Genomic DNA, 19180 nt, shown 5'->3' with positions numbered 1-19180 from the left:
TACGTCGTGCCGCCCGGAGGACGCCCGCGCCTCCCACACGGAAGGATCCCCATGTCCCAGCTGTTCACCCCGATCACCCTCCGCGAGGTCGAGTTCCGCAACCGCCTGTGGGTCGCGCCCATGTGCATGTACAGCGCCGAGGACGGGGTCGTGAACGACTGGCACCACGTGCACCTGGCCCAGTTCGCCTCCGGCGGCGCCGGGCTCGTGATCGCCGAGGCGACGGCCGTCGTGCCCGAGGGCCGCATCTCGCCGCGCGACGCCGGCATCTGGAACGACGCGCAGCGCGACGCCTGGCGGCCGGTGGTCGCGGCGATCCACGCCCGCGGCGCGAAGGCCGGCGTGCAGCTGGCGCACGCGGGCCGCAAGGCGTCGACGTGGTGGCCGTTCGCCGAGGAGAGCGGCGGCACGCAGCACCGCGGATCCGTGCCGCAGGATCGCGGCGGCTGGGTCACCGAGGCGCCCTCGGCGCTCGCGTACGAGGGCTACGCGATGCCGGAGGCGATGCCCGCCGAGCGGATCGGGCAGATCGTGGCGGCGTTCACGGCGGCCGCGCGCCGGGCCGTCGACGCCGGCTTCGACGCCCTCGAGGTGCACGCCGCCCACGGCTACCTGCTGCACCAGTTCCTGTCGCCGCTGTCGAACGAGCGCGACGACGAGTACGGCGGATCTCTCGAGAACCGCGCCCGCCTCGTCCTGGACGTCATCCGCGCCGTGCGCGCCGAGGTGGGCGCGGGCGTGCCGGTGCTCGTGCGCTTCTCGGCCGAGGACTCGGCGCCCGGCGGCCTCGTCGTGGACGACGTCGCGCGGGTCGCGCAGTGGGCCGTCGAGGCCGGCGCCGACTTCTTCGACATCTCCTCGGGCGGCCTCGTCGCCCATCAGCGGATCGACGTGCGCCCCGGCTATCAGGTGCCGCTCGCGGCCCGCGTGCGCGAGGTGACGGGCGCGCCCACGGGCGCCGTCGGCATCATCACCTCGGGCGCCCAGGCCGAGCAGGTGCTGGCCGAGGGCTCGGCCGACGTCGTGCTCGCGGCGCGCGAGTGGCTGCGCGACCCGCACTTCGGCCTGCGCGCCGCCACCGAGCTCGGCGAGCACCCCGACGCCCTGTGGCCGCCGCAGTACCTCCGCGCCTATCGCGCCCCCAAGCACTGACGCGAGGGTTGCGCTGGTCGCTTCATCTTCGGCCGCTGGCGCGGCCTTCGTTCAGCAACCGAGGGGTGGCACCGATCGGTTGCTGAACTTCAGCGGCGAAGCCGCGGAGATGAAGCGACCACCGCGACCGGTCATTGTGCGAGCGCGAAGCGCGAGCGTGCGGCCGCGGGTGCGGCCGCCCCGCAGCGCGAAGCGCTGCCGGCCGGAGCGGAGCGACGGCCCGAGCACGCGAGCGGCGCCCGCGCAGCGGGTGCCCGAGCGGCGCAGATCCAGAAAATCAGCGGCGCCGCGCACGCTCCGTCGCGTCGTGGACCTCGCCGACGAGCTCCTCGAGGATGTCCTCGAGGAAGAGCACGGCCGTCGTCTCGCCCTGCGCGTTGCGCACGCGGGCGAGGTGGCGGCCCGCGCGCCGCATGATCGCGAGCGCGTCCTCCAGGTCGGTCGTCTCCTGCACGGGCACCATGTGGTGGATCCGCTTGGCGGGGATCGGAGCCTCCACCACGCGGTCGGCGTCGTCCCCCTCCGCGGCGCGCAGAATGTCCTTGAGGTGCACGTAGCCCACGGGCTCGCCCTCGTCGTCGACGATCACGTAGCGGGAGTAGCCGTGCTTGGCCACGGCCGCCTCGATCTCGGCGGGCGTCGTGCGCTCGGGGAGCGTGACGATCCGATCCAGCGGCACCGCGACGTCCACGGCGTCCTTGTCGGTGAACTCCACGACGGCCGCGACGGTGCCCGTCGCGTCGTCCAGCACGCCCTCGCGGCGCGACTGGCTGACGATCGTCGCCACCTCGTCGAGCGTGAAGGTCGAGTTCGCCTCGTCCTTCGGCTCGACGCGGAACAGGCGCAGCACGGCGTTGGCGACCCAGTTGAGCACGAAGATCACCGGGTGGAACACCTTCGACACCCACACGAGCGGCGTCGCGAGGATGAGCACGGCGCGGTCGGGCACCGAGAACGCGATGTTCTTGGCCACCATCTCGCCGAAGACCACGTGCAGGTACGACACGAACACGAGCGCGATGACGAACGCGACCGTGTCGACGGCCGCCTCCGGCAGCGGCGTGAGGCCCAGCGGCGCGGCGAGCAGGTGGTGGATCGCCGGCTCGGAGACGTTCAGGATCAGCAGCGAGCAGATCGTGATGCCCAGCTGCGAGGTCGCGAGCATGAGCGTGGCGTGCTCCATGGCGTACAGCGCCGTCCTGGCCGCACGGTTGCCTTTCTCGGCGAGCGGCTCGATCTGCGAGCGGCGCGCGGAGATGACGGCGAACTCGGCGCCGACGAAGAACGCGTTGGCCAGCAGCAGCACGACCAGCCAGACGAGTCCGATCCAGTCGCTCATCGCTCGTCACCTCCCTGGACGTCGGCGCCCTCCGGGAGCGGATCGGGTGTGAAGCGCACGCGGTCCACGCGGCGCCCGTCCATGCGCTCCACCGTGAGGGTGCCGTCTTCGAGGCGCACGGCGTCGCCCACGGCGGGCACGCGCTCGAGCACGCTCATGATGTAGCCGCCGACGGTGTCGTAGGCGTCGTCCTCGGGCACCTCGACGGCGGCGCGGTCGCGCAGCTCGTCGGGCCGCAGCTGGCCGGGGAAGGTGAGCGAGTCGCGGTGGCGCACGACGCCGGCCAGGCGCCGGTCGTGCTCGTCGGCCACCTCGCCCACGATCTCCTCGACGAGGTCCTCGAGCGTGACGACGCCCGCGGTGCCGCCGTACTCGTCCACGACGACGGCCATCTGGTAGCCGCGTGCCCGCAGCTCGGCGATGAGCGCGTCGAGGTGCACCGTCTCGGGCGTGCGCAGCGGCTCGGTCGCAAGCGCCGCGGCGGGCACCTCGGCCCGCTTGTGGCGCGGCACGCCGACGGCGGCCTTGAGGTGCACGATGCCGACGATGTCGTCGAGCGAGTCGCCGAACACGGGGAACCGGCTGTGGCCGGTCTGCCTGGCCAGCTGCACGACGTCCTCGGCGGAGTCGGAGGCCGCCAGCGCGTGCATGCGCGGGCGCGGGGTCATGACGTCCGAGGCGCTCAGGCGCGAGAACCGCAGGCTCCGGTCGAGCAGGCTCGCGGTGTCCTTCTCGAGCACGCCGGCCGTCGCCGAGCGGCGCACGAGGCTCGACAGCTCCTCTGCCGTGCGGGCGCCCGACAGCTCCTCCTTCGGCTCGATGCCCACGCCGCGCAGCACCGCGTTGGCGCTGCCGTTCAGCAGCGCGACGGCGGGCCGGAACACCGCGGTGAAGGCGAGCTGGAACGGCGCGACGACCTTGGCTGTGGCCAGGGGCAGCGCGAGCGCGAAGTTCTTCGGCACGAGCTCGCCGAGGATCATCGACAGGATCGTCGCGATCGCCATCGCCACGACGGTCGCGATCGGCGCGCTCACCTCGGGCGGCAGCCCGAGCGCGTCGAACAGCGGCGCGAGGGCGCGCGAGAACGCCGGCTCGAGCGTGTAGCCCGTCAGCAGCGTCGTGAGCGTGATGCCGAGCTGCGCGCTCGACAGGTGCGTGGAGGTGTGCCGCAGCGCGCGGATCGTCATGACGAGCTTCGGCTCGCCGCGCTGCTGCCGCGCCTCGAGCTCGGCGCGATCGAGGTTGACCAGGGCGAACTCGCTGGCCACGAAGAGCCCGGTGCCCACGGTCAGAAGGAGCCCCACCCCCATCAGGATCCAGTCGGTCATGCCGGATCGCCTCCGCGTGCGCACGCGAGGAAGGGTCGGTGGGGCCTGTGTCTACTGGGAGGGTCGTCCATCGTGCGCACCATCATAGGGCGACGCCCTGAACGGCGGCTCCCGCGCGCGCGGAATCACCCCGCGCGAGGTTGCGCAAGGGGGCCTCAGGCCGCCGCGAGTGGACTACGCTTGATCCCCGGGTGCGCCGGGACGGACCGCGCATGACGAGAGCGAGGAAAGTGGGCGATCCAGCCGTGACGAACCAGACGACGGGAGTCGGTACTGGCGAGGGGGAGTTCGGAGCCAACCAGTGGCTCGTCGAGGAGCTCTACCAGCAGTTCAAGTCTGACCGCAACGCGGTCGACAAGGAGTGGTGGCCGGTCCTGGAGGCCTACGAGGCCTCCGCCGCTCCGGCGGCGGACGCCGCGGCCCCGGCGGCCGCTCCCGCCCCGGCCGATCCCGCCCCGGCACAGAAGCAGGAGGCCGCCGCGCCGTCCTCGGCCGCCAACCCGCCCACGGCGCCGACCGCCGCCGTGGGGCAGCAGCCCGTCGCCCGAACGACGAGCAAGCCCGCCGCGCCGACGCCCATCCCCGCCGAGGCGCCCGAGAAGTCGAAGCCCGCGTCGCAGGAGCCCGCCGAGCAGTCCGAGGACCGCGTCACGGTCCTCAAGGGCATGACCAAGACGCTCGCGAAGAACATGGACGAGTCGCTGACCGTCCCGACCGCGACGAGCGTGCGCACGGTCCCGGCCAAGCTGATGATCGACAACCGCATCGTCATCAACAACCACATGGCCCGCACCCGCGGCGGCAAGGTCAGCTTCACGCACATCATCGGCTGGGCGCTCATCCAGGCGCTCAAGGCCTTCCCGAGCCAGAACGTCTTCTACGCCGAGATCGACGGCAAGCCGAGCGTCGTGGCGCCCGCCCACATCAACCTGGGCATCGCGATCGACCTGCCCAAGCCCGACGGCACGCGCGCGCTCATGGTGCCGAGCATCAAGAACGCCGAGTCGCTCTCGTTCACCGACTACCTCGCGGCGTACGAGGATCTCGTCAAGCGCGCCCGCGCCAACAAGCTGACGGCCGCCGACTTCGCCGGCACCACGGTTTCGCTCACCAACCCGGGCGGCATCGGCACCGTGCACTCGGTCCCCCGCCTCATGAAGGGCCAGGGCTGCATCATCGGCGCCGGCGCCCTCGACTACCCCGCCGAGTTCGCCGGATCCAGCGCCAAGACGCTCAACGAGCTCGCGATCGGCAAGACGATCACCCTCACGAGCACGTACGACCACCGCGTCATCCAGGGCGCCGGATCGGGCGAGTTCCTGAAGATCGTGCACGAGCTGCTGATCGACAAGAACGGCTTCTACGAGGAGATCTTCGCCGCGCTGCGCATCCCGTACGCGCCCATCCGCTGGAACGCCGACGTCTCGGTCGACCTCTCCGAGCGCGTCGACAAGACGGCCCGCGTGCAGGAGCTCATCAACGCCTACCGCGTGCGCGGCCACCTCATGGCCGACACCGACCCGCTCGAGTACCGGCAGCGCGAGCACCACGACCTCGAGATCGAGTCGCACGGGCTGACGTTCTGGGACCTCGAGCGCGAGTTCGTCACGAACGGCTTCGGCGGCCGCCGTCAGGCCAAGCTGCGCGACATCCTCGGCGTGCTGCGCGACTCGTACTGCCGCACCACCGGCTACGAGTACATGCACATCTCCGACCACGAGCAGCGCGACTGGTTCCAGGAGCACATCGAGAAGCCGTACGCGAAGCTCGACCACGACGACCAGCTGCGCGTGCTGCGCAAGCTCAACGAGGCCGAGGCCTTCGAGACCTTCCTGCAGACGAAGTACGTCGGCCAGAAGCGGTTCTCGCTCGAGGGCGGCGAATCTCTCATCCCGCTGCTGGATCGGATCCTGACGGGTGCCGCGGCGAAGAACCTCGACGGCGCCGCGATCGCCATGGCCCACCGCGGCCGCCTGAACGTGCTCACGAACATCGCCGGCAAGACCTACGGCCAGGTGTTCCAGGAGTTCGAGGGCGCGCTGCCCGGCAACAAGCGCGGCTCGGGCGACGTGAAGTACCACCTCGGCACGCAGGGCACCTTCGTGGGCGAGGACGGCGAGGAGCTGCCGGTGTACCTGGCGGCCAACCCCTCGCACCTCGAGACCGTCGACGGCGTGCTCGAGGGCGTCGTGCGCGCCAAGCAGGACCGCTCGGCGCCCGGCACGTACGGCTGGCTGCCGATCCTCGTGCACGGCGACGCGGCCTTCTCGGGCCAGGGCGTGGTCATGGAGACGCTGCAGATGTCGCAGCTGCGCGGCTACCGCACGGGCGGCACGATCCACGTGGTCGTGAACAACCAGGTGGGCTTCACGACGCTGCCCGTCGACTCGCGCTCCTCGACGTACGCGACCGACCCGGCCAAGACGATCCAGGCGCCCGTGCTGCACGTGAACGGCGACGACCCCGAGGCCGTCGTGCGCGCCGCGGAGCTCGCCTTCGAGTACCGCGAGCGCTTCCACCGCGACATCGTGATCGACCTCGTCTGCTACCGCCGCCGCGGGCACAACGAGGGCGACGACCCGTCGATGACGCAGCCGCTCATGACCAACCTCATCGAGGCCAAGCGCTCCACGCGCCGCCTGTACACCGAGGCCCTCGTCGGCCGCGGCGACATCACCGAGGAGGAGTACGAGCAGGCCAAGGTCGACTTCCAGAACCGCCTGGAGGTCGCGTTCGCCGAGACGCACGCCGCCGAGACCGGCTCGACCCCCGTCGTCACGGGCAACGGCGTCGAGGACGAGGCGGCGGGCGAGCCCGAGACGACCGGCGTGCCGGCCGCGGTCATCGAGCAGGTCGGCGACGCGCACGCGAACAAGCCCGAGGGCTTCACCGTGCACAGCAAGCTCCAGCAGCTGCTCGACAAGCGCGTGCAGATGAGCCGCGAGGGCAAGATCGACTGGGGCTTCGGCGAGCTGCTCGCGTTCGGCTCGCTGCTGCTCGAGGGCACGCCCGTGCGCCTGGCGGGCCAGGACTCGCGCCGCGGCACGTTCGCGCAGCGCCACGCCGTCTTCCACGACCGCGTGAACGGCAAGGAGTGGCTGCCGCTGGCGAACCTCTCCGAGGGCCAGGGCCGCTTCTGGGTGTACGACTCGCTGCTGAGCGAGTACGCCGCCCTCGCGTTCGAGTACGGCTACTCCGTGGAGAACCCGAACGCGCTCGTGATGTGGGAGGCGCAGTTCGGCGACTTCGTCAACGGCGCCCAGACGGTCATCGACGAGTTCATCTCCTCGGCCGAGCAGAAGTGGGGTCAGCAGTCGAGCGTCGTGCTGGCGCTCCCCCACGGCTACGAGGGCCAGGGCCCCGACCACTCGTCGGCGCGCATCGAGCGGTTCCTGCAGCTGTGCGCGCAGGACAACATGACCGTGGCGCGCCCGTCCACGCCCGCGTCGTACTTCCACCTGCTGCGTCGCCAGGCCTACGCCCGGCCCCGCCGCCCGCTCATCGTGTTCACGCCCAAGGCCATGCTGCGCCTGCGCGGCGCGACGAGCGACGTCGCGGACTTCACCTCGGGCCGCTTCGAGCCGGTGCTCGACGACGACCGCGGCATCGACAAGTCGGCCGTCACGAAGGTGCTGCTGCACTCGGGCAAGATCCACTGGGATCTGCGCGGCGAGCTGGAGAAGAAGCCGAACCCGCAGATCGCGCTCGTGCGCGTGGAGCAGTTCTACCCGGCGCCGGTCGAGGAGCTCACCGCGGTGCTCGCGCAGTACCCGAACGCCGAGCTCGTGTGGGTGCAGGACGAGCCCGAGAACCAGGGCGCCTGGCCGTTCATGGCGCTGAAGATGCCGAAGCACCTCGGCCGCGAGCTGCGCGTCGTCAGCCGCGCCGCGGCCGCGTCGCCGGCGACGGGCTCCAGCAAGGTCCACGCCGTCGAGCACGCCGATCTGATGTCGCGCGCGCTGGCCTGATCCGCGATCGCGAAGGTCGCCCGGCTCCCCACGGGATCGGGGCTACCTTCCGCGTTCAGTACCAGATGCTCAGGTGCGGGGCGCGGTCCGCGCGCAGCGCGACGTCGAGCGCGGCCACGGCGCCGGCGTCCCCCGTCACCCGGCCCGCCGCGGCGAGCGCGCGCAGGGGCACACCGCCGACGATCACGGAGGACAGCTCCGAGACGCCCAGCTCGATGTCCGCCTCGCCCGACGCGGGCGTGACGGCGGCGGCGCCGCCCGCGATCGCGACGCGCCAGGCGCCGTCGGCGATGCCGAGCTCGTCGCGCACCCGCACGACGACGTCGGCGTCGGCCGCGTAGCCGCGGGCGGCCAGCACGCGGGGCACGTCGAGCACGCGCAGCCAGCCATGGTCGAACACCGTCCGCGAGACGGCGCGGGGGTCGGCCACGAGCCACGGCAGCGAATCGTCCACCGGCTGCAGATCGGCCGTGACGGTGCCGACCAGGTCGTACTCGATCGCGAAGCGCCACAGCGCCGCGCGGACCTCCGGCGTCTCGGCGACGAGGTGCTCGATGGCGAGGGTGTGCGTGGTGTGGTGCTCGCCCTCCGCGATCGTGAAGGCGAGCGCGCCCCGGATCTCGCCGGCGGCGTCGCGCGCGACGACGCCGCGCACCTTCGCGCCGTTCTCGGCGCCGGGCGCGGTGCCGGCGGCGCGCGCCCAGCGCAGGGGGAAGCCCGTGACGTTCCCGGCCCGCTGGCGACGCACGCGCTCGTGGAGCTCGCCGAGCAGCTCCGCCAGGCGCGGGCGCTCGACGAACTCCAGCCGCACGTCCGAGGCCGGGCCGATCCATCCCGCGCGCCGCGTCTCCACCGTGAGCCGCTCGACGGGCACGGCCATGCCGAAGCCGTAGCGGCCGTAGATGGTCGACTCGGTCACCGTGAGCCCCGCGATCGCGACGCCCGCGGCGGCCGCTGCGCGCAGCTCGCCCTCCAGCATGGCCCTGGCGATGCCGCGGCGGCGGTGCGTGGCCGCCACCGTGACGGCGCTGATCGCCCACATCGCGATCTCCGGCAGCGGCGCCTCGGCGCCCGCCGGCCCCGGCAGCGTCAGGCGCGCCGCCCACGAGCTCACGGTGCCCACCGGCATCGCGCCCGGTGCCGCGTCCCGCTCGAACACCCCGATGAGGCGCGCACCGCGCTCCGCGAAGGTGTCGGCCGCCTTCCGCTCCCGCTCCTCGCCGGGCTCGCCGTCGAGGAAGCCGCGCGAGATGGCGCGGTAGAGCGGTAGGAAGTCGGCGCCGTCCGTCGGCACGACGCGGTAGTCGAGGCCGCGCTCCGCGAGCCGCTCCTGCGAGGTCACGTCCGCGGGCACGTCCCGCGCGTCGATCGATGTCATGGCTCCCAGCGTATGGGGCACCCCGACGCGCTAGATTCGTCGGGTACACCACCAGAGGGGGACGCATGTCGGTTGGTCTGCTCGCGGTCGTCGACGACATCCTGAGCACGGCGCTGAAGGCCTCGTCCAAGGCGGCGGGCGTGGTCATCGACGACGCCGCCGTGACGCCCCAGTACGTGCAGGGGCTCACGCCGGCGCGCGAGCTGCCGGTGGTCGGGAAGATCGCCCTCGGCTCGATCGCCAACAAGTTCCTCATCATCATCCCCGTCGCGCTCGCGCTCACCACGTGGGCGCCGTGGGTGCTCCCCTATCTGCTGATCATCGGCGGCACCTACCTGTGCTTCGAGGGCGCCGAGAAGGTGCTGGAGTGGTTCGGGCTGCACCACGCGCACGTCGACGAGGGCGCCCGCGACGAGAACAAGCTCGTGTGGGGCGCGATCCGCACCGACCTCATCCTGTCGACCGAGATCATGCTCATCTCGCTGTCGAACCTCGATGCGGACATGAGCTTCTGGATGACCCTCGGGGCACTGGCCGTGATCGCCCTGCTCATGACGGGCGTCGTGTACGGCGCCGTCGCGCTACTCGTGAAGGTCGACGACATCGGGCTGAAGATGGCCAAGGACGACACGCAGCGCGTGCGGCACCTGGGCACCCGCATCGTTCGGTCGATGCCGGCCGTGTTCCGCGTCATCAGCGTGATCGGCACCGTCGCGATGCTGTGGGTCGGCGGCCACCTCGTGCTCGCGAACCTCGGCGAGGTCGGCCTCACGCTCACCACCGACCTGCTCCACGCCGTCGAGCACGCGCTCGAGCCGGCCGGCGCCGTGATCGTCTGGATCGGCGACACGCTCGTCTCCGCCATCGCGGGGCTCGTCGTGGGCCTCGCCGTCGTCGGCGTCGTGCTGCTCGTCGGGAGGCTGTTCGGACGGCGCCCCACCTTCACCGAGGGCGGCGAGACCCCGGCCGCGGCGCACCCCTGACCGGTCGGCGGATGAAAGAATCGTCAGATGCCTGACGACGCCCGCCACGAACACCACGACACCGACTCGGGCTTCATCCCCACCTCGACGGGAATGATCCCCGTCCCCGTCGGGACCCACTCGATCCCCGTCCAGGTGCAGGACGCCGCCGGCGAGACCGCGCACGTCCACCCGGGCGATCGGCTCTCGCCGGCGCGCCGCTTCGTCTACGTGCTGCTGCTGGGCGCGCTCACCGCGCTGGGCCCGTTCACGGTCGACCTGTACCTGCCGGCCTTCCCTGTGCTGGAGCAGGACTTCTCCGCCACGGCGGCGGCGGTGCAGCTCACCCTCACGGGCACGATGCTGGGCTTCGCCGTGGGCCAGCTCGTGATCGGCCCGCTCAGCGACCGCTTCGGGCGCCGGGTGCCGCTGCTCATCGCCACGGGCCTGCACATCCTGGCGAGCATCGCGTCGGTGCTGGCGCCCAACCTCGAGCTGCTCGGCGTCGCGCGTGTGTTCATGGGCATCGGCGCCGCGGGCGGCAGCGTCGTGGCCATGGCGATGGTCCGCGACCTCTTCAGCGGTCGCCGCCTCGTGATCATGCTCTCGCGTCTGGCGCTGGTCACGGGCGTCGCACCGGTGGTCGCCCCGCTCATCGGATCGATGCTGCTGGGCGTCATGCCGTGGCGCGGCATCTTCGTCGTGCTCGCGTGCTACGGCGCCGTCATGCTCGCCTGCGCGCTGTTCGCCCTGCCCGAGACGCGCCCCGCGAGCGACCGCATCACCGCCGACACCGTCTCGGTGCGCCATCGCTACCGCGTCGTGCTGAGCGACCGCGTGTACGTGGGCGTGCTCGCGATCGGAGCGCTCACCTTCGCCGGCCTGTTCTCGTACCTGTCGGCGTCGTCGTTCCTGTTCCAGCAGTCCTACGGGCTCACGGCCGTGCAGTACGGCATGGTCTTCGCGGCGAACTCTGTGGGGCTCGTGATCGGCAACCAGATCGCCGCGCGCCTTGCCGCCCGCTTCGGTCCGCAGTGGGTGCTCGCGGGCTCGACGGCCGGCATCCTCGTGGCGGCCATCGCGATCCCGATCTCGTCGAGCCTCGTGCCGAGCGTGTGGGGCCTGATCGTGCCGCTGTTCGTGTTCATGACCGGCTGCGGGTTCACGTTCCCGTGCGCGCAGGTGCTGGCGCTCGACCGGCACCCCGAGGCCGCGGGCACGGCCGCCTCGGTGCTCGGCGCGTCGAACAACCTCGTGGCCGGGCTCGTCTCGCCCATCGCGGGCCTGCTGGCGGCGTCCACCGGCATCACGCCGCTGACGATGGCGTCGATCATGATCGCCTGCTCGGCGCTCGCGATCGCCTCGCTGTGGCTCATCGTGCGTCCGCGCACCCTCGGGATGCTGGGCGACTGAGCCGCGCCGCGGCGCCGCTTCAGCCGGCCGCGCGGTTCAGCCTGCGGCCGGCATCGTCGCTCGATCCTGCGGCCGACCGAGCGGGCCGGATCAGTGCGCGGCCTGGACCTCGCGCAGGCGCACGATCACCTGCAGGCGCACCTGCTCGGGCGTCGCCTCGCGGCACGCGCGCTGCACGGCCTCGGTGAGGGTGCGCGACACGTGCGCCTCGCCCTGGCAGTCCGGGCAGCTCTCGAGGTGCTCGCGGATGTCGGCGTACTCGGTCCTGCAGATCTCGTTGCGCAGGTACTCCTCGAGGTCGGCTCGCGCCTTCTCGCAGCCGCAGTCGGTCATTTCCGTGCTCCTGTCGTGGCGGCCTGGATGCCCCGTTCGGCCGCGTAGTCCTTCAGCAGGTCACGCAGCAGTCGCCGGCCTCGGTGCAGGCGGCTCATGACCGTGCCGATGGGGGTCTTCATGATGTCGGCGATCTCCTGGTAGGCGAATCCCTCGACGTCCGCGAGGTACACGGCCATGCGGAAGTCGTCGGGGATCGACTGCAGCGCGTCCTTGACGACCGACGCCGGCATGCGGTCGATGGCCTCCGCCTCGGCCGAGCGACCGCGCGTGGCCGTGGTCGACTCGGCGCCGCCGAGCTGCCAGTCCTCGAGCTCGTCGATCGTGCCCTGGTAGGGCTCGCGCTGCTTCTTGCGATAGGTGTTGATGTAGGTGTTGGTGAGGATCCGGTACAGCCACGCCTTCAGGTTCGTGCCCTGCGTGAACGACGACCACGACGCGAAGGCCTTCACGAAGGTCTCCTGCACGAGGTCGGCGGCGTCGGCCGGGTTGCGCGTCATGCGCATGGCGGCGCCGTAGAGCTGGTCCATGTAGGGAAGGGCCTGCTCCTCGAACTGCGCGCGCGGATCGGCCGGCGCGGCGGCGTCGGGGACTGTGGCATCCTGATCGTCCATTGCCGGCCAGTCTAGGCTCCGCGCATCGGGGTTTCCCCCGAGCCGGAGGCGCGGATCATCGAGCGTGATCGTCATCCGTTCCTCTCCTGTCCGCCGGGTGTCCCGCCTGGCGCGACGGGTCCCTTCGCGGGCTGTGACCTAAGGTGGAAACCGATGAGTGCCGACGGGTATTCCCCCACCGAGCCGGGCCCCGCTGCGGACCGCGGCGAGTACGCCGCGCCCGCCTCCCCGGGACCGCTGCGCGGGACGCTGACGGTGCCGGGATCGAAGTCGATCACGAACCGCGAGCTCGTGCTCGCCGCCATCGCCGAGGGCCCCAGCCGCATCGTCGCGCCGCTGCACTCCGACGACTCCGCGCGCATGGTGGAGGCGCTCGCCGCGCTGGGCGCGGGCATCGAGCGCGTCGAGGGCGAGAGCGCGTACGGCCCCGACTTCGTCGTCACCCCCGGCGCCCTCACGGGCGGCACCGTGGACTGCGGTCAGGCCGGCACGGTCATGCGCTTCGTCGCCCCGCTCGCGGGGCTCGCCGACGGCGAGGTGCTGCTGACCGCGCACGAGAGCGCCCTGCACCGCCCGATGGGCGAGATGATCCGCGGCCTGCGCGACCTCGGCGTCGACGTCGAGGACGACGGCCGCTGGTCGCTGCCGTTCCGCGTGCACGGGCGCGGCCACGTGCGCGGCGGCGAGGTGGAGATCGACGCCTCCGCGTCGAGCCAGTTCGTCTCGGGCATGCTGCTGGCCGCGCCCCGCTTCGACGTGGGACTGCACCTGCGCCACACGGGCGAGCGCCTGCCGAGCCTGCCGCACATCGAGCTGACGGTCGAGGCCCTCGCGCGCCGCGGCGTGCAGGTGGAGCGGCCGAGCTCGAACGAGTGGATCGTGCCGCCCGCCCCGCTGCGCGCCAAGGACGTGCACGTCGAGCCCGACCTGTCCAACGCCGCCCCGTTCCTGGCCGCGGCGATGCTCGCGGGAGGCAGCGTGACGGTCACCGACTGGCCGCCGCACTCCACCCAGCCGGGCGCGCACCTGAGCGAGCTGCTCGCCCTCATGGGGGCGAAGGTCTCGCGCCGCGGCGGCGCCCTCACCGTCACCGCCGGTCGCGGCATCCACGGCGTCGACCTCGACCTGTCGGCGGTGAGCGAGCTGACGCCGACCTTCGTCGGCCTCGCGCTGTTCGCCGACGGCCCGTCCACGTTCCGCGGGATCGGGCACATCCGCGGGCACGAGACCGACCGGCTCGCGGCGCTCGCGCAGAACGTCGAGGCCCTCGGCGGGTACGCCGAAGAGCTGCCGGACGGCATCCGCATCGAGCCGCGCCCGCTGCGCGGCGGCACCTGGCGCGCGTTCCACGATCACCGCCTCGCGACCACCGGCGCGCTCGTCGGCCTCGCGGTGCCCGGCGTCGTCGTCGACGACATCGGCACGACGGCGAAGACGCTCCCGCAGTTCGTCGCGCTCTGGGAGGGGCTGCTCGCGGGAGGCGCGAGCCGGTGAGCTGGCTGGACGACGCCGACCTCGACGACGAGCCGGAGTTCGACGAGGCCGACGTGCGCGTGCGGCCCAACCCCAAGGCGAACCGCCCCCGCACCAAGCGCCGCCCCGCGCACGAGGACGCGACGATCGCGCGCGTGCTCGGCGTGGACCGCGGCCGCTACAGCGTGCTCGTCGACGAGGGGCTCCCCGGCGAGCGCGCCGTGAGCGCCGTGCGGGCGCGCGAGCTGCGCAAGATGCCGATCGTCACGGGCGACCGCGCGCGCGTCGTCGGAGACACGTCGGGCCGCGAGGGCACGCTCGGCCGGATCGTGGGGATCGAGGAGCGCACGTCGCTCCTGCGGCGCAGCGCGGACGACACCGATCAGGTGGAGCGGGTCGTCGTCGCCAACGCCGATCAGATGCTCGTCGTCGTCGCCGCGGCCGATCCCGAGCCCCGCCCGCGGCTGGTCGACCGCTACCTCGTCGCCGCGCTCGATGCCGGCATCCGGCCGCTCATGGTCGTCACGAAGACCGACCTGGCCGACCCCGCCCCCTTCCTCGAGCACTTCGCGGGCCTCGACGAGCTGCGGGTCTTCCGCTCGTCGCGCGATGCGGCGCCCCTCGACGAGATCGGCGAGGCGCTCGCGGGGCACACGACCGTCTTCGTCGGACACTCGGGCGTCGGCAAGTCGACGCTCGTCAACGCGCTCGTCCCGTCGGCGGGCCGCGCGACCGGCCACGTCAACGAGGTGACCGGCCGCGGCCGGCACACGTCGTCGTCCACCGTCTCGCTGCGCTACGAGGGCGCGGCCGGATCGGGCTGGGTGATCGACACCCCCGGCGTGCGCTCGTTCGGCCTCGGGCACGTGGACCCCGACAACATCCTGCGTGCCTACCCCGATCTGCTCGCCGTCGCCGAGGACTGCCCCCGCGGCTGCACGCACCTGCCGGGCGCGCCGGACTGCGCGCTCAACGAGGCCGTCGCGGCGGGCACGCTGCCGGCTGGCCGCCTCGACTCGCTGCAGCGCCTGCTCGAGACGTTCAAGGACAAGCAGGACTGGTGATCCGGCAGCCGAACTAGGCTGGGAGGCGTGACGCGCCTCGAACCCGGAACCCCCGCTCCCGACTTCACCCTGCCGGACCAGGACGGATCGCCCGTCTCCCTGCGGGATCTGCGGGGCCAGAAGGTCGTGCTCTACTTCTACCCCGCGGCCATGACGCCGGGCTGCACGACCGAGGCGTGCGACTTCCGCGACTCGATCGCCTCGCTCGCCGGCGCCGGATACGCCGTGCTGGGCGTCTCGCCCGACGAGCCCGCCAAGCTCAAGCAGTTCGCCGAGCGCGACGGGCTCACCTTCCCGCTGCTGAGCGACGCGGACAGGGCCGTGCACGAGGCCTACGGCACGTGGGGCGAGAAGAAGAACTACGGCAAGGTCGTCATGGGCGTCATCCGCTCCACGTTCGTCCTCGACGAGGACGGCGTCGTGACCAAGGCGCTCTACAACGTCAAGGCCACCGGGCACGTCGCGCGGCTGCGCCGCGAGCTCGGCATCGACTGACGCCGGGCGCGCTCAGGCCGCCGCGCCGACCTGCTCGGGCGTGAGTGTGATGCCGCCGTGCTCCACGGTCGAGCCGTTCAGCTCCACGAGCCACTGACGGTTGAGCTCCGGCGGGTGAGCCGAGTCGAAGACGAAGCGCAGCGGGATCGTCGGATGCAGCCAGACGGTCGTGCTGCCCTCGTCGTCGGGATGCGCCCACGAGACGCTGAAGCTCTCGCCGCGGCGCAGCTTGGTGAGGATGACCGTCTTGAGGTGCCAGAGCGTGCGGTCGTCGATGCGGATCGGGGGATCGGCGTTGTCGTAGATGAAGAGGCCCATGGCGCCAGGCTAGGAACTTCATTCGTGCGATTCAACCGGTATTCCGGTGTGTGACGATCGTTCATCTCACGGTCACAGAGGCGATACCGACCGCGTCCCGCGAGCGGTCCTGCCCCAGGGCATCTCACCGTCGGAGCGCCTCTGCAGGTGGGATCCGGCCGGCGCGGTACGCGGGGTACGCGCCGGCGACGAGCCCCGTGAGGATGCCGAGGATCGGGCCGGCGGCGAGGGTGAGGGGCTCCATGACCGGCGTCCAGCCGCGTGCGAGGGCGACGGCGAGGATGGTGAGGATGCCGAGCGTGGTGCCCACGACGCCGCCGAGAGCGGCGAGGATGCCGGATTCGGTGAGCACCTGGATCACGACATGCCTGCGGCGCGCGCCAACGGCGCGACGCAGGCCGATCTCCGGCACGCGTTCGATCACGGCGACGAGGGTGGTGCCGGCGATGCCGATGACACCGACGAGCAGGCAGACGGCAGAGAGGGCGAGGAACAAGCTGGCGAGGTCGTCGTCGACGGCCAGGCGGAGGGTGCGGGGGTCAGGGGGTGGCATGGCCTGAATGAGCTCGACTCGGTCCGGGCGCAGCGCGAGCGGCGCCTCCTGCGCGATCTGAAGGGCAGCTCCGGGGTTCGTTGCGATCAGCGCATGTGCGGCGTCCTCGATGGCAGGGGAGCCCCACAGGCGTTCGGCGGTGCCGCGAGGCACGATGATGGTGCTCAGCAATGCCGGCTCGCGAGTCGCGTCATCGAGGATGCCGATGACGGTGAGGGGAGTTCCGCCGATGAACACGGCGGGCGCCGTGCTGATGTCGATGATGCCGAGCTGGCTCGCCGCTGCGGGTCCGAGTACCGCGACGGCTTGCCGCGTGTCGTCGTGGAACGCGTCGTAAAGCCTGCCTTGCGCCACGGTCGTCCCCGCCGCCGTCAAGTATCCGGCGGACGCTGCTGTCACCGAAACGGTGTCCCTGACCCGTCCGCCCATGGCGGCAGATACGGATTGCTGCGCTCCTCGTGGCGTCCAGGCCACTCCCGCAGCAGTGACTCCGTTGAGGGCGTCGAGGCGAGCGTCCGCGTCTGCCGGGAACGGACCGTCAGGGTCGGCATCCACCGTGTCACGCGCGTCTTCGACGCGCACCTGCGTCGCTGCCAACGCGTCGAACCGTCCGGAGACTTGCGCCGCCGTGGTCGCGGCCAACCCGAGCACTGCCACGAGCATCCCCGCTCCGATCATCGTGCCGAGTGCCGTCAGGATGCTCCGGCCCGGACGGTCGGCGAGCGTCGCGAGGCTCTCGTCGAGCAGGTCCGTGGCTCTGAAAAAGGAGCTGCGCGGCGTCACGTCCGTGTTCCATCGTCGTGAACAAGGCCATCACGCAGTCGCACAACGCGGCCGGCTCGGGCTCCCACAGCCTGGTCGTGTGTGATGACGCACAGCGTCATCCCCTCGGAATGGAGACTTTCGATCAGGTCGAGCACGATCTCCCCGTTCGCCTGGTCGAGAGCTCCGGTCGGCTCATCGCACAGCAGGAGCGAGGGCTGAGCGACGACGGCTCGCGCGATCGCGACGCGTTGCTGCTCCCCGCCCGAGAGACGGCCCGTGGCAGTGTCAGCCCTCTGCCCCAGCCCGACGCGTGTGAGCACAGCCCGCGCCCGCCGCTCCCGTTCGGGGCGCGCCATGCCGCTGTACAGGAGCGCGAGCGCAACATTCTCGATAGCGGTCCGGTGCTTCAGCAGGTGGAAGGACTGGAACACGAAGCCAATCGCACGCCCGCGCAGTGAGGTTCGTTCGGCCTCGCGGAGAGTGTTCGCCTCCTGTCCTCGGAACAGGTAGCTTCCGGCCGTCGGCACGTCCAACATTCCGATGACGTTCAGCAACGTCGACTTGCCCGATCCGGACGGCCCCATGATGCTGACATATTCACCGAGCTCTATCCGAAGGTCCACCGGGCCCAGTGCCCGCACCGCCGGGGCACCCGGATACTCACGAAGCACGCCTCGAAGCTCAACGACGGGCCCGCGCGGTGCCTCCTCGTTCTCGGCGCCGTTCACGGCGATCCCGCCGTCCCCACGACGACGCGGTCCCCGGGCTCAAGCGGCGCCGCACCGACCGGCGAGACCTCGACGAACCCCTCGCCGCTGAGCCCCGTCGTCACTTCGACGTCACGGCGAGATTCGCCCTCGCCGACAACCACGACACGGGTACGCCCACCGGCGTCGGCGGACACGGCGGCGAGCGGCACCACCAGCACCTCCCCGGCGCTGCTGGCCGCGACGATGGTGACTCGCACGTCCTGCCCGTTCCATTCCCGTGGCAAAGGAGAGTCCGGAACGACGAGTAATGTCGACCCCGGCGCGCCGCCAGGCATCGTTGCATCCGTGCCCGCACTCTCAGCGGTGATGTCGTGGACGCGGCCGGTGGCAGTCTGGGACAGCGCCTCCGCGGTGAGCTCGACCGTCTGCCCCTCCCGCACGAGGCCCGCTTGGGATGCGCCGAGGCTCGCGGAGACCGTCAGATCACCGGTCGACAACGACAGCGCGCCGTCTCCGACGGGATCGCCGGGGGCGAGTTCCACCTCTCGCACCGTCGCTGGGAACGCGGATACCGTCACAAGCTCGGCCGAGGGTACTGCCGCTCCCGCGGCCGCCTCGATCTTCGCGAGTGTCACTCGAACGTTCGCGAGGTCTTCGTCCGCGCGAACCACCATGCGTTCGGCCGCAGCCCTGTCCGGCTCCGGCGCGGAGGCCAACGTATCCCGAGCATCCTCTACCGCGCGCTCCGCGCCACGCACCTGGTCCTGCGCCGAGGCGATCCGCTCCTCAACGTCCAGGGTCGCCTCGGCCGGATCGTACCCAGCCCGCTCATACCACGCCCGAACGGCATTCTTCGTACTCACACCGTAAACGCCGTCATCGGAAACCGGGAAGCCCATTGCTGTCAGCGCGCGTTGCAGCTGCGCGACATCTTCGCCCTCGCTTCCGGGCACGAGGTCACGATAGACCGGCACGGTGCCCTCGATGGCGAACACCGGCCGCCCGGCGATCTCCAGCAGAACCTGGCCCGCAACGACCTCGTCGCCCACCCTCACATGAACGGCAGTGACCACAGCCTCACCGTTCGTCGGAGCACGCAGACCGGCCTGTACCGTCCCGGACGGACCCACTGCCCCCCGCGTCACCACCGTCTCATTCAGCTGACGCAACTCGACCGGCGCGGTGATCACCGAAGCCGGAGGCGGTGCCGCGTCAGCCGCGACCTGCGCGGGAGACCGCACCAGCTGTGCCGCGCCCCACCCGAGTGCCGCACAGGCCACCGCGATGCCGGCCATCCCACCGGCAACCCATCGCC

Annotated in this window: 16 protein-coding genes; 7 read left to right on the top strand and 9 right to left on the bottom strand. The window is 71.7% G+C overall.

Translation table 11 applies throughout. The features are described from left to right. The first annotated feature begins 51 nt into the window (after positions 1-51). Positions 52-1152 carry an NADH:flavin oxidoreductase/NADH oxidase gene (locus ACODR5_RS04070; protein WP_488982821.1) on the top strand — a complete coding sequence of 367 codons (1101 nt, stop codon included), beginning with the start codon at positions 52-54 and terminating at the stop codon, positions 1150-1152. A gap of 277 nt (positions 1153-1429) precedes the next feature. Here ACODR5_RS04070 and ACODR5_RS04065 read toward each other — a convergent pair whose 3' ends face one another. Beyond that, the gene (locus ACODR5_RS04065; RefSeq protein ID WP_449854377.1) at positions 1430-2491 is read right to left on the bottom strand and encodes a hemolysin family protein; all 1062 of its coding nucleotides are present in this window, start codon (positions 2489-2491) and stop codon (positions 1430-1432) included. Further along, positions 2488-3819 carry a hemolysin family protein gene (locus ACODR5_RS04060; RefSeq protein WP_449854378.1) on the bottom strand — a complete coding sequence of 444 codons (1332 nt, stop codon included), beginning with the start codon at positions 3817-3819 and terminating at the stop codon, positions 2488-2490. Before ACODR5_RS04060 ends, ACODR5_RS04065 begins: the two co-directional genes overlap by 4 nt. 245 nt (positions 3820-4064) lie before the next feature. On the opposite strand from ACODR5_RS04060, the gene ACODR5_RS04055 reads away from it, so the two are divergent. After that, a complete protein-coding gene (locus ACODR5_RS04055; RefSeq protein ID WP_488982820.1) occupies positions 4065-7787 on the top strand; it encodes a multifunctional oxoglutarate decarboxylase/oxoglutarate dehydrogenase thiamine pyrophosphate-binding subunit/dihydrolipoyllysine-residue succinyltransferase subunit in 3723 nt (1240 codons plus the stop codon). Between the two features lie 55 nt (positions 7788-7842). Here the strand turns inward: ACODR5_RS04055 and ACODR5_RS04050 are convergent, their stop codons facing one another. Continuing rightward, positions 7843-9165: a GNAT family N-acetyltransferase gene (locus ACODR5_RS04050; protein WP_488982819.1), complete on the bottom strand. Its 1323-nt coding sequence runs from the start codon at positions 9163-9165 to the stop codon at positions 7843-7845. Positions 9166-9230: 65 nt separating this feature from the next. Here ACODR5_RS04050 and ACODR5_RS04045 point away from each other — a divergent pair, with 65 nt between their 5' ends. Further along, positions 9231-10148, top strand: coding sequence for a DUF808 domain-containing protein (locus ACODR5_RS04045; RefSeq protein WP_488982818.1), 918 nt, complete (start codon positions 9231-9233; stop codon positions 10146-10148). Positions 10149-10175: 27 nt separating this feature from the next. Beyond that, positions 10176-11540 carry a multidrug effflux MFS transporter gene (locus ACODR5_RS04040; protein ID WP_449854382.1) on the top strand — a complete coding sequence of 455 codons (1365 nt, stop codon included), beginning with the start codon at positions 10176-10178 and terminating at the stop codon, positions 11538-11540. 90 nt (positions 11541-11630) lie between these two features. Here the strand turns inward: ACODR5_RS04040 and ACODR5_RS04035 are convergent, their stop codons facing one another. Next, a complete protein-coding gene (locus ACODR5_RS04035; RefSeq protein WP_488982817.1) occupies positions 11631-11873 on the bottom strand; it encodes an anti-sigma factor family protein in 243 nt (80 codons plus the stop codon). Next, positions 11870-12562 (bottom strand): sigma-70 family RNA polymerase sigma factor, encoded by a 693-nt coding sequence (locus tag ACODR5_RS04030; RefSeq protein WP_449854384.1) that lies wholly within the window; start codon positions 12560-12562, stop codon positions 11870-11872. Before ACODR5_RS04030 ends, ACODR5_RS04035 begins: the two co-directional genes overlap by 4 nt. Before the next feature lie 78 nt (positions 12563-12640). Here ACODR5_RS04030 and aroA point away from each other — a divergent pair, with 78 nt between their 5' ends. The 3 genes from aroA to bcp are packed head-to-tail and all read left to right on the top strand — an operon-like array spanning position 12641 to position 15519. Then, entirely contained in the window at positions 12641-13981 is a 1341-nt protein-coding gene (aroA, locus tag ACODR5_RS04025; RefSeq protein WP_488982816.1) for a 3-phosphoshikimate 1-carboxyvinyltransferase, read from the top strand. Beyond that, positions 13978-15024, top strand: coding sequence for a ribosome small subunit-dependent GTPase A (gene rsgA / locus ACODR5_RS04020; protein WP_488982815.1), 1047 nt, complete (start codon positions 13978-13980; stop codon positions 15022-15024). The genes aroA and rsgA overlap by 4 nt, the downstream gene beginning before the upstream one ends. A 27-nt stretch (positions 15025-15051) precedes the next feature. Next, positions 15052-15519 (top strand): thioredoxin-dependent thiol peroxidase, encoded by a 468-nt coding sequence (bcp, locus tag ACODR5_RS04015; protein ID WP_488982814.1) that lies wholly within the window; start codon positions 15052-15054, stop codon positions 15517-15519. Between the two features lie 12 nt (positions 15520-15531). Here the strand turns inward: bcp and ACODR5_RS04010 are convergent, their stop codons facing one another. The 4 genes from ACODR5_RS04010 to ACODR5_RS03995 all read right to left on the bottom strand — a co-directional run bounded on the left by ACODR5_RS04010 (position 15532) and on the right by ACODR5_RS03995 (position 19160). Next, the gene (locus tag ACODR5_RS04010; RefSeq protein WP_488982813.1) at positions 15532-15837 is read right to left on the bottom strand and encodes a DUF7882 family protein; all 306 of its coding nucleotides are present in this window, start codon (positions 15835-15837) and stop codon (positions 15532-15534) included. A 124-nt stretch (positions 15838-15961) separates the two neighbouring features. Beyond that, positions 15962-17173 (bottom strand): ABC transporter permease, encoded by a 1212-nt coding sequence (locus tag ACODR5_RS04005; RefSeq protein ID WP_488982812.1) that lies wholly within the window; start codon positions 17171-17173, stop codon positions 15962-15964. Continuing rightward, complete coding sequence (locus tag ACODR5_RS04000; protein ID WP_488982811.1) at positions 17170-17883, bottom strand: ABC transporter ATP-binding protein; 714 nt, start codon at positions 17881-17883, stop codon at positions 17170-17172. The genes ACODR5_RS04005 and ACODR5_RS04000 overlap by 4 nt, the downstream gene beginning before the upstream one ends. After that, a complete protein-coding gene (locus ACODR5_RS03995; RefSeq protein WP_488982810.1) occupies positions 17880-19160 on the bottom strand; it encodes a peptidoglycan-binding protein in 1281 nt (426 codons plus the stop codon). Before ACODR5_RS03995 ends, ACODR5_RS04000 begins: the two co-directional genes overlap by 4 nt. Positions 19161-19180 lie beyond the last annotated feature (20 nt).

The sequence above is a fragment of the Microbacterium sp. FG3 genome (assembly GCF_057809335.1).
The sequence above is the reverse complement of the archived record's forward strand: the minus strand, read 5'-3'. Positions and strand labels throughout refer to the sequence as shown.